The 12,622-nt window shown below is 71.7% G+C and carries 10 protein-coding genes; 6 read left to right on the forward strand and 4 right to left on the reverse strand.

Annotated elements, in window-relative coordinates; all coding sequences use genetic code 11:
* Positions 1-85: 85 nt before the first annotated feature.
* Complete coding sequence (locus ACZ5U5_RS08220; protein WP_469017955.1) at positions 86-1,003, forward strand: SGNH/GDSL hydrolase family protein; 918 nt, start codon at positions 86-88, stop codon at positions 1,001-1,003.
* A gap of 31 nt (positions 1,004-1,034) precedes the next feature.
* A complete protein-coding gene (locus ACZ5U5_RS08225; RefSeq protein ID WP_469017958.1) occupies positions 1,035-2,021 on the forward strand; it encodes an aldose epimerase family protein in 987 nt (328 codons plus the stop codon).
* A gap of 91 nt (positions 2,022-2,112) precedes the next feature.
* Here ACZ5U5_RS08225 and ACZ5U5_RS08230 read toward each other — a convergent pair whose 3' ends face one another.
* Positions 2,113-4,566: a beta-glucosidase gene (locus ACZ5U5_RS08230; protein WP_469017961.1), complete on the reverse strand. Its 2,454-nt coding sequence runs from the start codon at positions 4,564-4,566 to the stop codon at positions 2,113-2,115.
* Positions 4,567-4,743: 177 nt separating this feature from the next.
* Here ACZ5U5_RS08230 and ACZ5U5_RS08235 point away from each other — a divergent pair, with 177 nt between their 5' ends.
* Entirely contained in the window at positions 4,744-5,313 is a 570-nt protein-coding gene (locus ACZ5U5_RS08235; protein WP_469017964.1) for a TetR/AcrR family transcriptional regulator, read from the forward strand.
* Here ACZ5U5_RS08235 and ACZ5U5_RS08240 read toward each other — a convergent pair whose 3' ends face one another.
* Complete coding sequence (locus ACZ5U5_RS08240) at positions 5,314-5,697, reverse strand: RidA family protein (protein ID WP_469017967.1); 384 nt, start codon at positions 5,695-5,697, stop codon at positions 5,314-5,316.
* 31 nt (positions 5,698-5,728) lie between these two features.
* Positions 5,729-6,547: an NAD(P)-dependent oxidoreductase gene (locus ACZ5U5_RS08245; RefSeq protein ID WP_469017969.1), complete on the reverse strand. Its 819-nt coding sequence runs from the start codon at positions 6,545-6,547 to the stop codon at positions 5,729-5,731.
* Positions 6,548-6,596: 49 nt separating this feature from the next.
* On the opposite strand from ACZ5U5_RS08245, the gene ACZ5U5_RS08250 reads away from it, so the two are divergent.
* Together ACZ5U5_RS08250 and ACZ5U5_RS08255 are read left to right on the forward strand one after the other, a co-directional pair.
* On the forward strand, positions 6,597-7,541 hold the full coding sequence (locus ACZ5U5_RS08250) for a LysR family transcriptional regulator (RefSeq protein ID WP_469017972.1): 945 nt from the start codon (positions 6,597-6,599) through the stop codon (positions 7,539-7,541).
* 94 nt (positions 7,542-7,635) lie between these two features.
* Positions 7,636-8,907: a pyroglutamyl-peptidase I gene (locus ACZ5U5_RS08255; RefSeq protein ID WP_469017975.1), complete on the forward strand. Its 1,272-nt coding sequence runs from the start codon at positions 7,636-7,638 to the stop codon at positions 8,905-8,907.
* Here the strand turns inward: ACZ5U5_RS08255 and ACZ5U5_RS08260 are convergent.
* On the reverse strand, positions 8,888-9,718 hold the full coding sequence (locus tag ACZ5U5_RS08260) for an EI24 domain-containing protein (protein WP_469017977.1): 831 nt from the start codon (positions 9,716-9,718) through the stop codon (positions 8,888-8,890). The genes ACZ5U5_RS08255 and ACZ5U5_RS08260 overlap by 20 nt on opposite strands.
* A 135-nt stretch (positions 9,719-9,853) precedes the next feature.
* Here ACZ5U5_RS08260 and ACZ5U5_RS08265 point away from each other — a divergent pair, with 135 nt between their 5' ends.
* Positions 9,854-12,454: a M14 family zinc carboxypeptidase gene (locus ACZ5U5_RS08265; protein WP_469017980.1), complete on the forward strand. Its 2,601-nt coding sequence runs from the start codon at positions 9,854-9,856 to the stop codon at positions 12,452-12,454.
* Positions 12,455-12,622: the final 168 nt, after the last annotated feature.

Raw genomic sequence — 12,622 nt, forward strand, 5'->3', positions numbered from 1 at the left:
CCAGGCTTCACCCGGCCGGGGGTCTGCGGGGGTGCGGTCGGCCTACGGCAGTGGATCGGTCTACGGCAACAGAGGGGGACCCGGGATGCGGAACCGAAGGCACCGCTCGCGTGCCGCCGTCGCCATGGCGACGGCGGTTCTTCTCGGCGCCACCGCGCTCACGGCGTGCGACGCCTCCGGCGGCGACTCCCCCGCGCCCCAGGGACCATCCGCGAACAAGCCGTCCCCCAAGCCCACCCCGGTCTGGGACACGAGCCCGGACTCCCTGGCGGCCGTCGGTGACTCCATCACCCGCGGCTTCGACGCCTGCTCGGTGCTCGCCGACTGCCCCGAGGCGTCCTGGGCGACCGGCACGGACTCCGAGGTGCGCAGCCTCGCCACCCGGCTCCTGGGCAAGGAGCGGGCCGCCGGGCACAGCTGGAACTTCGCCAAGACCGGCGCCCGTATGGCGGACCTCCCCGCACAGGTCGAGCAGGCCGCGGCCGAACGGCCCGAGCTGGTCACGGTGATGGCGGGCGCGAACGACGCGTGCCGGCCCACCGCTGATTCCATGACGCCGGTCGCCGAGTTCCGCGCGGACTTCCAGAAGGCGATGCGCACGCTGCGGCGCGAGCTTCCCAAGACGCAGGTGTACGTGACCTCCGTGCCGGACCTGAAACGGCTCTGGTCCCAGGGGCGCACCAACGCACTGGGCAAGCAGATCTGGAAGCTGGGCATCTGTGCCTCGATGCTGGCGGACCCTGACGCGCAGGACGCGGCGGCGACGCAGCGGCGGGCGAACGTGCAGAACCGCGTGGTCGCGTACAACGACGTGCTCAAGGACGTGTGCGCCAAGGACCTGCGCTGCCGGTACGACGGCGGGGCGGTCTTCGATTACCGCTTCGACGGCGACCAGTTGAGCCGCTGGGACTGGTTCCACCCCAGCAAGGACGGCCAGTCGCGGCTCGCCGAACTGGCCTACCGGCAGGTGAAGGCCAAGAATCCCAAGGATCCCGGGGCCTGAGGTCACCGCTTCCCGGCGTAGGGTCGCGATCATGCGCAGTGAACTCTTCGGGGCTCTCCCCGACGGCACGCCCGTCCATCGCTGGACCCTGGAAAGGGACGGGGTGCGGGTACGCGTCCTGACGTACGGCGGGATCATCCAGTCGGCGGAAGTTCCCGACCGGTCGGGGCGGCGCGAGCCGGTGGCGCTCGGCTTCGACGGCCTCCAGGGCTATCTCGACCACCCTGGACCGTACTTCGGGGCGCTGGTGGGACGGTACGCGAACCGGATCGCGGGCGGTGAGTTCGCGCTCGACGGCCGGACGTACCGCTTGGCGCGGAACAACGAACCCAGCGCGCTGCACGGCGGCACGGCCGGCTTCGACAAGCGGGTGTGGGAGGCGACGGAGGTCGAGCACGGTGTGCGGCTCTCCCGGGTGAGCCCGGACGGCGAGGAGGGCTATCCCGGGCGGCTCGCGGTGTCGGCGACGTACTCCCTCGACGCGTCGGGCGCGCTGCGGATCGCGTACGAGGCGACGACGGACGCCCCGACGGTCGTGAACCTCACCAACCACACGTACTGGAACCTCGCGGGCGCCGGGAGCGGCAGCGCGGGCGGGCATGAGCTGCGGATCGACGCGGCGCGCATCACGCCGACGGACGGGGCGCAGATTCCCACGGGGGTGTACGAGGACGTCGAGGGGACACGCTTCGACTTCCGGGAGGCGCGGAAGGTCGGGGCCGGGATCGACCACAACTACGTGCTGGACAAGGGGCTCACCGCGCGGCCGGTCGAGGTGGCCGAGCTGAGCGATCCGGCGTCCGGGCGCGTGCTGACCGTGGCGACGACGGAGCCGGGCCTTCAGCTGTACACGGGGGACCACTTCGAGGAGCCGCTGCCGTTCGGCCCGGGGGACGGGGTCGCCCTGGAGACGCAGCACTTCCCCGACTCCCCCAACCGGCCGGAGTTTCCGGGGACGGTACTGCGGCCGGGTGGGGTGTACGAGTCGGAGACGGTGTACGGCTTCTCCGTGCGCTGAGCGTTCCGCTGGATGTGCGGTGATGGACCTGCCGGCCGGTGGGGGCTGGTCGCTCCGTTCCCCGCGCCCCTTACGGGGCGATTGCCCTACGTCATACGGCGATCGTCTCGCTCAGCCTGCGGTCGGCGATGGAGCGGCCCGCCTGGACCTCGTACGAACCGGCCTGCCGCGACCAGGCGTTGGCTTCCTCGTCCCAGATCTCGAAGGCGCGGCGCGGGAGTTCGATGCGGACCTCCACGCTCTCGCCGGGCGCGGCCTCGACCCCCGCGAAGCCCGCGAGCCAGCGGGCCGGGCGGTTGTCGTCGGCCGTGGTCGGGGCGAGGTAGACCTGGACGACCTCGCGGCCCGCGCGCGGACCGGAGTTGCGGACGCGGATGGTGGCCGTCGTGCCCTCCACGTCGAGGGACTCGTACGTCCAGTCGGTGTAGCCGAGGCCGTGACCGAAGGCGTAGGCAGGGGTGGCACCCGACCTCTCCCAGGCGCGATAGCCGATGAACACGCCCTCGGAGTAGGAGAGTTCCCCGTCGACCGGGGTGACCTGGGTGACCGGCGCGTCCGCGAAGGAGCCCCACGTGGTGGGCAGCCGACCGCCCGGTTCCTGGGCGCCCAGCAGCACCTCGGCGAGCGCGGCGCCACCCTCCTGCCCCGGGAACCAGCCGAGCAGCACCGCCGCCACGTCGTCGCGCCACGGAAGCTCCACCGGGGAACCGGAGTTGACGACCACGACCGTGCGGGGGTTGGCCGCGGCCACTGCGCGCACCAGTTCGTCCTGGCGGCCCGGGAGCCGCAGGTCCCGTCGGTCGAAGCCCTCGGACTCGACGCGTTCGGTGGTGGCGACGACCACGACCGCGGCGTCGGCTCCCCGCGCCGCATCGACGGCTTCCGCGATCAGCTCGTCGGGGTCACGCCGCGGGCCCAGGTGCACGAAGGAGAACACCACGCCAGGCAGCGGGGCCTTGTACTCCTTGTCGAGCGGGTGGAACAGGGAGACCTCGACGCTCTCGCCCGCCGTCAGGCTCACCTTGGCGCGCTCGACCGGGGAGCCAAAGAACGCCTCGAAGGGGTCGGACGCGGCGCCCATCCCCTCGGTCCCGTCGAAGACGATTTCGCCGCCGACCCGGAGCGTGAAGGCGCCCAGGCCGCGTGTGCCGAAGGAGTGCTCGCCGCTCTCGCGGGGCGTGAACGTGCCGACGACCTCGATGGAGGCCAGCGCCTCGTGGGTGACGCCGTCGGGCAGGTCGTCGCCGATCCACTGGACCTGGCCGGAGGGGAGGCTGCCCTCGCCGAGGATGTCGCCGTTCGCGTCACGACAGATCGCGTGCAGCTCGAACCCCTTGTCCGCGGGGGCGAGTTCGTCGCTCGGGTCGGCCCCGACGGCGTACGTCAGCGCCTCCTCGCCGAGTGCCGCCGCCAGGCCGTCGAGCGGGGAGATGACGCGGGCGGGGAAGACGGTGGCGGAGCCGCCGCCCAGGACGCGGGCGTCGCGCGCGGCGGCGCCGATGAGGGCGACGGAGGCGGCAGGCCGCAGCGGCAGCGTGTCGTTCTCGTTGCGTACGAGGACGAAGGCGCGGCGGGCGATCTCGCGGGCGAGCGCCTCGCCGTCGATGTCGGCGGGCAGGTCGGTGACCACGGGTTCGGCGCCTTCGAGGATGCCGACGCGGGCGGCGAGGCGCAGGACGTTGCGGACGGCTTCGTCGACCGTCGCCTCCTTGACCCGGCCGCCGCGCACCGCTTCGGCGAGCGCGTCGCCGTACACGGTCCGCGGTCCCGGCATGGCGACGTCGAGGCCGCCGTCGATGGCGCCGGTGGTCGAGCGGGCGGCCATCCAGTCGGAGACGTTGTAGCCGTCGAAGCCCCACTCGCCGCGCAGGACCTCGTTGACCAGGTAGCGGTGCTCGGTCATCGTCGAGCCGTTGACCTGGTTGTACGCGGTCATGATGCCCCACGGGTGGGCGTTGGCGACGATCGCCTCGAAGGGCGCGAGGTACAGCTCGCGCAGGGCTCGCGCGCCCACCTTGTTGTCGACGGTGAAGCGGTCGGTCTCGGCGTCGTTCGCCACGAAGTGCTTGACGGTCGTGCCGACGCCGCCGGACTGCACGCCCTGGACGTAGCCGGTGCCGATGACGCCGGTCAGATACGGGTCCTCGCTGTACGCCTCGAAGTGTCGGCCGCCGAGCGGCGAGCGGTGCAGGTTGACGGTGGGCGCGAGGAGGACGTGGACGCCCTTGCGGCGGGCCTCCTGGGCGAGGAGGTTGCCCGCGCGGCGGGCGAGGTCCTGGTCCCAGGTGGCGGCGAGCGCGGTCGGGGACGGCAGGGCGATGGACGGGTCGTCGGCGGTCCAGCGGGTTCCGCGCACGCCGATCGGGCCGTCCGACATCACGAGGGACGCCAGGCCGATCTCCGGCAGCGCGTGCAGCGACCACATGTCACGCCCGCCGAGCAGCCGGGTCTTGGCGTCGAGATCCAGCGCGGCGAGCGCGGCCTCCACGACCGCCTCGCGTGCCTGGTCGGCCTGTGTGGCCCCGGGGCCCTGGGTTCCCGCCATGGCGGTGCCTCCTCGTTGAAGTCGCCTGTGTCGTCGAGGTCCGTTCCGTACGTTCCCTCCATCCTGCCTCGACTACCTGTAGACCGGTAGGTTTCGTGATCTGTACGTTACATTCAGAGCGGCGCATGACGTACGGTCGTCCCGCGAGCAGGACCGAGAGCGTGAAGGGCAGAGACCATGGCGACCAGAGCCAGAAGCGAGGAGCGGCGAGCGGAGATCCTCCGGGCCGCCCTGGAGGTGATCGCCGAGCGTGGCTACCGCGGCGCGAGCCTGGGCGCCGTCGCCGAGCGGGTCGGGCTCACCCAGCAGGGCCTGCTGCACTACTTCCCCACGAAGGACGCCCTGCTCGTCGCCGTCCTGGAGGCCCGCGACCAGTGGGACGCGGTGCCGGCGAACGAGATCCGCCTCGACCTGCTCGGCTCGCTCGTCGACTACAACGCGATGCGCCCCGGCATCATCCAGACCTTCAGCGCCCTGCTCGGCGAGAGCGTCACGGACGGGCATCCGGCCCGGGAGTACTTCACCGAGCGGTACGGATCGGTGCGGGCGAAGTTCGCCGCGGTGCTGCGCGCGGAGTACGGGGAGCGGCTCCCGGGGGGCCTCACGCCGGAGGCGGCGGCGCCGCTCCTCGTCGCGGTGATGGACGGACTCCAGTACCAGTGGCTCCTGGACCCCGAATCGGTGGACATGGCGGGGGCGTTCAGGGATTTCCTGGGGCTGCTGGGTGGCGGCGCCGACAGCCGGTGATCACCCGCCCGCGACAGCCGCCACGACGTCGATCTCGATGAGCGCCTCCCGCCGGAAGAGCCGGGGCACCTCGACCGTCGTACTGGTGGGCGGCGCCGCCGTGAGGAACTGGGCGCGTACGGCGGCGTATTGGGGAAGGTCGCCGAGGTCCGTCATGAACGTACGGATGTTGATGACGTCGTCGAGCGTCGCGCCGTGCGCCGTCAGCAGGGCGGATAGGGTCTCGAAGATGCCGCGGCTCTGGGCGGCGACATCGTCACCTCCGGCGATCTGCCCCGAGAGGTACAACAGGGAGCCTCCGCCGTCCAGTTCGACGCGGGCGACCTGGGAGTAGGGGCCCAGGGGCTGGGGCGCGGAAGCGGGGCTGTCGATGGTTATGTGCATGGTGCGTGCTGCTCCTCTTGTCGGGTCGTGCCTAGTTGATGTTCCGGGTACGGATGTGGGCGACCGCCCGCGCGATGTCCTCGTGGACGACCTCCGGGTCGGCGGCAGCGGCCTGGTAGTGGCCGAGGACCGCTTCCATCGCCGGGAGTCCGGTGACCTCGGTCGCGAGCGCCACGTCCTTGACGGCGAGGTCGCTGCCGAAGTGCACGTCGGTGGCGAAGGCCCGGCTCACCGCGCCCCCGAGCGGCCCGCCCGCGAGCGCCCCTTTGGCCGTCTCCTCGTCCAGACCCAGCGCGTCCGCCAGCCTCATCGCCTCGGCCACGAGAGCCACACCACCGATGACGGCGGTGTTGACGACGAGCTTCAGGGCGGCCCCCGAGCCGAGCGGACCCGTACGGGTCACCGGGCCGAAGCAGGACAGCATCCGCTCGACCCCGTCCGCCTCACCCCCCGCGAGAATGCCGAGCCGCCCCGCCGCCGCCTTGTCCGTGCTGCCCATGACGGGCGCGTCGACAAGGGTCACGCCGTCCGGCACCCTCGCCGCCAACTCGCGTACGACATCGGGCCCGACGGTGGACATCTCCACCCAGTGGGACCCCGCCCGCAGCTCCGGCACGATGGCGTCGGCGACGGCACGCACGGCGTCGGGGCCCGCCAGCATGGTGATGACGACATCGGCGTCACGCACCGCGTCCGCGGGGTCGGCGGCGAGCCGGGCCCCCTCCCCCACCAGTGGCTCCGCCTTCCCGGCGGTCCTGTTCCAGACCGTCAACAGGTGCCCTGCCGCGATGAGTTGGCGAGCCATTGGCGCGCCCATGTGTCCGAGTCCCAGAAACGCGATCTTCTCCATGGCTTCGACGCTAGGGCCGGGCGCGTGATGCGACAAGCGAATGTCTAGCATGACTGCCATGCCGGAATCGCATACCGCACGGATGGCCCAGGACCCGGCCCCGCCCGACCTCTCCACCGTCTGGCTCCGCGTCTTCCTGGACGTCGCGCGGCACGGCTCCTTCACCGTGGCAGCGCGCGCCCTCGGCTGGACACAGTCCGCCGTCTCGCGGCAGATCTCCTCGCTCGAGGCCGCGCTCGGCGGGGCCCCGCTCTTCGACCGGCTGCCACGGGGCGTACGCCTGACCGCGCACGGCCGTACGCTCCTGCCGCACGCCGAGGAGACCGTGGCCCGACTGCGCGCCATGCAGCGGGAGTTGGTGTCGCTGCGCGACCTGACCGGCGGAACTCTGCGCTTCGGGGCGTTCGCGACGGCGGACGCGGCGCTCGTGCCACGGGCCATCGCGGCGTTCCGCGCCCGGCACCCCGGCGTGACGCTCACCCGCGAGGAGGGGCTGACGCCGGGGCTGCTGGCCCGCCTCGGGGCCGGCGAGCTCGACCTCGCGATCGTCTCCTCGACGGGCGGGGCGCTGAGCGGGGACATGGGCGCGTACGAACTGCGTCACCTCCTCGACGAGGGGCTGTACGTCGCATTCCCCCCTGGCCACGCGCTGGCGGGCCATGACTCCGTACGTCTGGCGCAACTCGCCTCGGAGGAATGGATTTCCGGCAGCGCGGACGTCGGGGGAACGCTCCTGGAGGAGGCTCACCGGCATGGCTTCCGCCCGCGGGTCGCCCATGTCGTCGCCGAATGGACCGCCAAGCAGGGCTATGTGGCCGCGGGGCTCGGGGTCACCCTCGTGCCCGCCCTCGCCGCCGAGTCCGTGCGCCCCGACATCACCCTGGTCCCGGTGCACGGCGATGACGTGCCGCCACGGGCCGTGTACGCGGCGACCGTGCGGGGCCGGGCGGCTCCACCGGCACTGGAGCCGTTCCTCGACGCGCTGCGCAGATGAAGTGCACGCGGATCAAGGTGTCGTGGACGCCTAGCGGGGGCCGGGGCTCTGCCGGGATACTGCGACGATCCCCACCGGCCACGGAAGGACTCCCGTGTCACTTACGTCCCATGGCGCCGCCCGGCTCACCTCGCTCGGCGTCGCTCTCCTGCTCTCCCTCGCCGCGGTGCCCGCATCGGCCGCCGACGCGCCCGCCGGGACCGCCGAGGAGCAGCGCCTCGACCGGGCGGTTCCGCAGGAGATCCTGCGCCGCAGCGGATTCGACTCCGTGGCACCGGAGTTCGTGCGCGCCCTGGACCGCGCCCACTCGTACGCCGAGGCCAAGCGCGTCGTCGTACGACAGGGAGACGCCCTGTGGCGGCGTGCCGTCGACCGGGCGCAGGGGCAGGGTCCGGCGGTGAAGGCCGGGGACCTGAGCCGGGACGACGACCGGCCGCTGTACTGGGCCCGGCTCGGGATGACGCGGGAGCTCCGGCAGTGGGAGCCGAGCCGGTTCGGGGTGAGCAAGGCCCGGCACGAGCGGCTCATACGGGCGTTGGAGAACGCCTCCCGCGGGCACGACTCCATCCGCTACCCGCAGAAGGACCGCGCGGGCCACCGCCTCAAGCGCATCCTCGTCACCGGCTTCGACCCCTTCACGCTCGACCGTGACGTCCGCATCAGCAACCCGTCGGGCGCCACCGCCCTGGCGCTGGACGGCGCCGTCATCGAGACCGCCGACGGGCCCGCCCGCGTGGAGACCGCCGTCTTCCCCGTCCGCTGGGACGACTTCGCGGAAGGCACGGTCGAGCGCACCCTGCGCGCCCACCTCCCCCGCGTCGACCTCTTCACCACCATCAGCCAGGGCCGGGTGGGGCGCTTCGACATCGAGCGGACCAACGGGGCCTGGCGGGGCGGCTTCCCCGACAACGAGAACCTCTCGCGCACCGAGACCGTCCCGGTCACCGACCCGGCCACGCAGCCCCAGTGGACGTCCACGACGCTCCCGTACAAGGAGATCGTGAGCGCGGAGACGGGCCGCTTCCCGGTGTACGACAACACGTCGGTGACCGAGATCCCGGCGGGCCAGAGCGCTCCCGTGGTCCGCCCGGACGGGCCCACCGCCGGTTCGACGGCCCGCGAGGGCGGCGGCGGCAACTACCTGTCGAACGAGATCGCCTACCGGGCGACGCTGCTGCGCGACCGCCTCGGGCTGCACGACCGGCTGCCCGGCGGCCATGTGCACACGCCGGTCCTGCAGTTCGGGGCGGGCAACACGGACCCGGCCACGGGCGCGGTCACCGATCCCGACTTCGTGCGCAACCGGCTCGACATCATCGCGCAGGTGCGCGAGATCCTGACGGCGGCTATGAACGCCCGCCGGTAGCGGCCTGCGGTCCACCGGGGCCGGCCGGATCGGCCGCGCCCCGGTGGTCGTCGTCGTCCGGGTCCCGGCCGCTGTCCTCGCCCATCAGCTCCCGCGCCATGAGCGTCGCGCCCGCGACCGCACCCGGCATCAGGAACACGGCGACGAACGGCACCAGGAAGGCCACGGCGAGCGGGGTGCCGAAGCCCCACGCCAGCTGCCTGCGGCCGCGCAGCAGCGCAAGGCGTTCGCGGGCCTCGACGCCCCGGCGCTGCAGCGCCACCGCCGTCAGCTCCTCGACCAGGAAGAAGCCCGTCACGCAGAAGCCGATCACCGGGACGACGGTCTGGCCGGCGACCGGGATGAAACCGAGGGCGAAGAGCAGGATGCCCCAGACCAGGGCCCGCGCGACGATGCGGAGGCTGTCGCGGGCGGAGATCCACAGTTCGCGCCAGAGCGGCAGGCCCGACTCGGGGGCGAACCCGGAGACCGAGATGTCGACCTTCTCCGAGAGCGACTCGTAGAAGGGCTGGCCCACCAGGAGCGTCACCGCCGTGAAGGTGACCACCGACAGCAGGAGGGCAAGGGCGAAGAGAAGCGCCGTGAGGAAGCCGCGGAAGAGGCCGATCCACGGCGAGGACCAGTCGTCGGCGAAGGGCGTGGCCCAGTCGACGAGGTCCGTGCCCCACAACGCGAGCGCGACGAGCGCGGCCGCGTAGAGAAGCAGGGTGATCAGGCCGGGCAGCAGGCCGACTCCGTACTGCTTGCCGTGCTGGGCAACCCAGCGCTGGCCCTTCATCAAATAGCCGAAGCCACGTCCCAGATCACGCATGCGGCACAGCCTATCCGCCGGTCACGGCCCCGCGGCCCGCGGGACGTGTGGGGGCGGAGGGAGGTGAAGGCCCTCTTGTTGCGCGGGGGTTGAGACGGTAGACCACGCGTACTGGCTTCTTTCCCGGAGGTACGTATGGGCATATCCCGGCCATCCAGACCCGTTCTGCTCACCACCCTCGCTTCGGCGGGCGCTCTCCTGTTCACCACCCTCGCCCCCGGCGCCGCGACCGCCGACCCCCGTCCGGGCGGGCGCGACATCCTTCGCGACGGCTCCCCCCTCAGCAGTACGGAACGGGCCGCGAGGAACCCGGAGAGTGCCGCCGACCGGGCTCTGGGAACCGCCGGGACCCCCGGCCTCGACTCGGGTCGGGGCGGCAAGGACCGCGGCTACCCCCGCGAGCAGAAGCTCACCCCGCCGCCCGCGAATCCTGACGACAAGTCGATAAAACTGGGTCTGGCCCCCTATCACTCCATCGCCCCGAAGCTGAATGACATCCAGGGCGCCGGTGACCGGGTCAGCGTGGAGATCGCGGGCCGTTCGGCGGGCGGTCACCAGCTCTATCTGGTGACCGTCACCTCCCCCGAGTCCGCCAAGGAGACCGCCCGCCAGGAGCGGATGCGGGAACTCATCGAGAACGAGCCCGCGGCCGCCGCCAAGGATCCGGCGGTCAAGTCCTCGTACAAGACACCGGTCTTCATCAACAACAACATCCACGGCAACGAGTGGGAGGGCACGGACGCCGCCCTCAAGCTCATCGAGAAGCTCGCGAAGGCCAAGGACGGCAAAACAAAGGACCTGCTCGCGCACAACCGGCTCTACTTCAACGTCACGGCCAACCCCGACGGCCGCATCGCGGGCACCCGCGCCAACGCCAACGGCTTCGACCTCAACCGCGACTTCATCACCGCCTCGCAGCCCGAGGCGCGCGCGATGCGGCAGATCGCCATCGACAAGCAGCCCGCGGTCATGATCGACCTGCACGGGTACGTCAACGGCACGCTGATCGAGCCGACGACTCCCCCGCACGGCGAGAACTACGAGTACGACCTCTTCCTGAAGAACACCTACGCCAACGCCCTCGGCATGGAGGCCGCGGTCAACGGCCTCGGCTACACCCCCGAGAAGGACGGCGTCGAGCCGGCGATCATCCCCTTCCGCGACCAGGAAGAGGGCTGGGACGACTGGCCGCCGATCTTCACCCCGCAGTACATGCCGTTCCACGGCACGGTCGCCGCGCACACCATCGAGTTCCCGATGACCGTCAACAACGACGAGTACGACGAGCTCCCGGTGCCCGAGCTGCGGCGACGGTCCGCGATCAACGTGGACATCGCGGGGGCCGCCATGTCGGCGACGCTCAAGTACACGCAGGAGCACCGCACTTCGGTGATCGCCGACCAGATCGAGACGTTCCGGCGGGGCGCGGTGGGCGCGGCGCAGGTGCCGGTGTCGCCGGAGACCGTACCGGGCGTGCCCGGCATCGGTCCGGAGGACGTCTACACGACCGACTTCCCGCGTGCGTACGTGATCCCACAGGGTGGGCGAGGTCAGCGTTCCGCCGCTGCCGCCTCGCGGCTCGTGGAGCATCTGCTCGACAACGACGTCGAAGTCCGCAGGGCCACACGGGACTTCCGGCTCGGCGGCACCTCGTACGCCGAGGGCTCGTACGTCATCGACATGCGTCAGCCCAAGCGCGGGCTCGCCAACGTGATGCTCGCCGACGGGCGGGACATCAGCGACAAGGTGTCCACCATGTACGACATCTCGGGGTGGAGCCTCGGGCGGCTGTGGGGCGCGACCGTGGACTCCGTGCAGGACGGCTCGCTCTCCGGTGTGCGCACGCGTGTCGTGGACTCCGCCTCGCGCGTCGGCCATGTCGCCTCGCGCGGATCTCTTCGGCTGCGGCTCGACGACGCGCGTGAGGTGGCCGCTCTCAACTGGCTGCTCGCGCGCGGGACTTCCGTACGGCGGGCTGATGACGGCAGCGTGATCCTGCCCTCGTCGGCGCGGGGCGCTGCGGTCGCCGCGGCGAAGAAGTACGACGTCGCCTTCGACGCGACGAAGACGAAGGGTGGGGCTGTCGTGCGGGCGACTCGGGTCGCGGCGGCCGTGACTCCTGGGGAGTTGTTCGCGCTGCGGGAGATGAACTTCGACGTGGTGCCGGTCTCGACCGCGGTGCTCAACGCGGGCTTCGACTGGAAGAAGTCGGGTGCGGACGCGTTGTTCGTGTCGGCCGGGCTTTCGTACGGGGAGCTGAACGCGGGGGCGAAGGCCGGGCTCGACTCGTTCCTCGCCGGGGGCGGTGGGCTTGTCGGGCGTGGCTCGGAGGGGGCCTCGCTGAACTCCGACGCGAAGCTGCTTTCCGTTGAGGCGGTCTCCGGGAACGGGGATGCCAATGGCGTGGTGCGGGTGGTGAATTCCGGGGGGCCTGTCACCGGGGGTGCGGTGTCGCACTCGTTCGTCTACTCGCCCATGTGGTTCAAGGGGCTGGGGAGTGGGGTGCGGGTGGATCAGTCCTATGGGGCCGGGAATCCGCTGGTTTCCGGGCATTGGCGTCCTGCGGAGGGCGGTTCGGGTGGGCCTTCTGACGCTGCGGGTCAGCCTTCCGTCGTGAGTGGTGCCGCTGCGGGGTCCCGCGTGGTCCTGTTCGGCACGGAGCCGCTGTTCCGGGACCACCCCAAGGGGGTGTTCCCGCAGGTGGGGCGGGCGCTGCTGAGTGTGAGCCGGGGCTAGGGCAATCCCTGCGGGGCTTTCCCCAACCCCGCCCCTTCCCGAAACTGGGGCTCCGCCCCAGACCCCGTACAAGATGGCCTCAAACGCCGGACGGGCTGAGATTTCCCCGAGCCGGGGAAATCTCTAGCCCGTCCGGCGTTTGAGGACGAACTCGGCGGAGCCGGTGAT

Source organism: Streptomyces sp. NPDC033177 (genome assembly GCF_055577715.1).

Excerpts from the sequence above, each read along its gene's own strand:
- ACZ5U5_RS08235 (WP_469017964.1), top strand. The coding sequence starts at position 4,744 with ATGGCGACCAGAGCCAGAAGCGAGGAGCGGCGAGCGGAGATCCTCCGG.
- ACZ5U5_RS08260 (WP_469017977.1), bottom strand. The coding sequence starts at position 9,718 with ATGCGTGATCTGGGACGTGGCTTCGGCTATTTGATGAAGGGCCAGCGC.
- ACZ5U5_RS08250 (WP_469017972.1), top strand. The coding sequence starts at position 6,597 with ATGACTGCCATGCCGGAATCGCATACCGCACGGATGGCCCAGGACCCG.
- ACZ5U5_RS08265 (WP_469017980.1), top strand. The coding sequence starts at position 9,854 with ATGGGCATATCCCGGCCATCCAGACCCGTTCTGCTCACCACCCTCGCT.
- ACZ5U5_RS08220 (WP_469017955.1), top strand. The coding sequence starts at position 86 with ATGCGGAACCGAAGGCACCGCTCGCGTGCCGCCGTCGCCATGGCGACG.
- ACZ5U5_RS08225 (WP_469017958.1), top strand. The coding sequence starts at position 1,035 with ATGCGCAGTGAACTCTTCGGGGCTCTCCCCGACGGCACGCCCGTCCAT.
- ACZ5U5_RS08230 (WP_469017961.1), bottom strand. The coding sequence starts at position 4,566 with ATGGCGGGAACCCAGGGCCCCGGGGCCACACAGGCCGACCAGGCACGC.
- ACZ5U5_RS08245 (WP_469017969.1), bottom strand. The coding sequence starts at position 6,547 with ATGGAGAAGATCGCGTTTCTGGGACTCGGACACATGGGCGCGCCAATG.
- ACZ5U5_RS08240 (WP_469017967.1), bottom strand. The coding sequence starts at position 5,697 with ATGCACATAACCATCGACAGCCCCGCTTCCGCGCCCCAGCCCCTGGGC.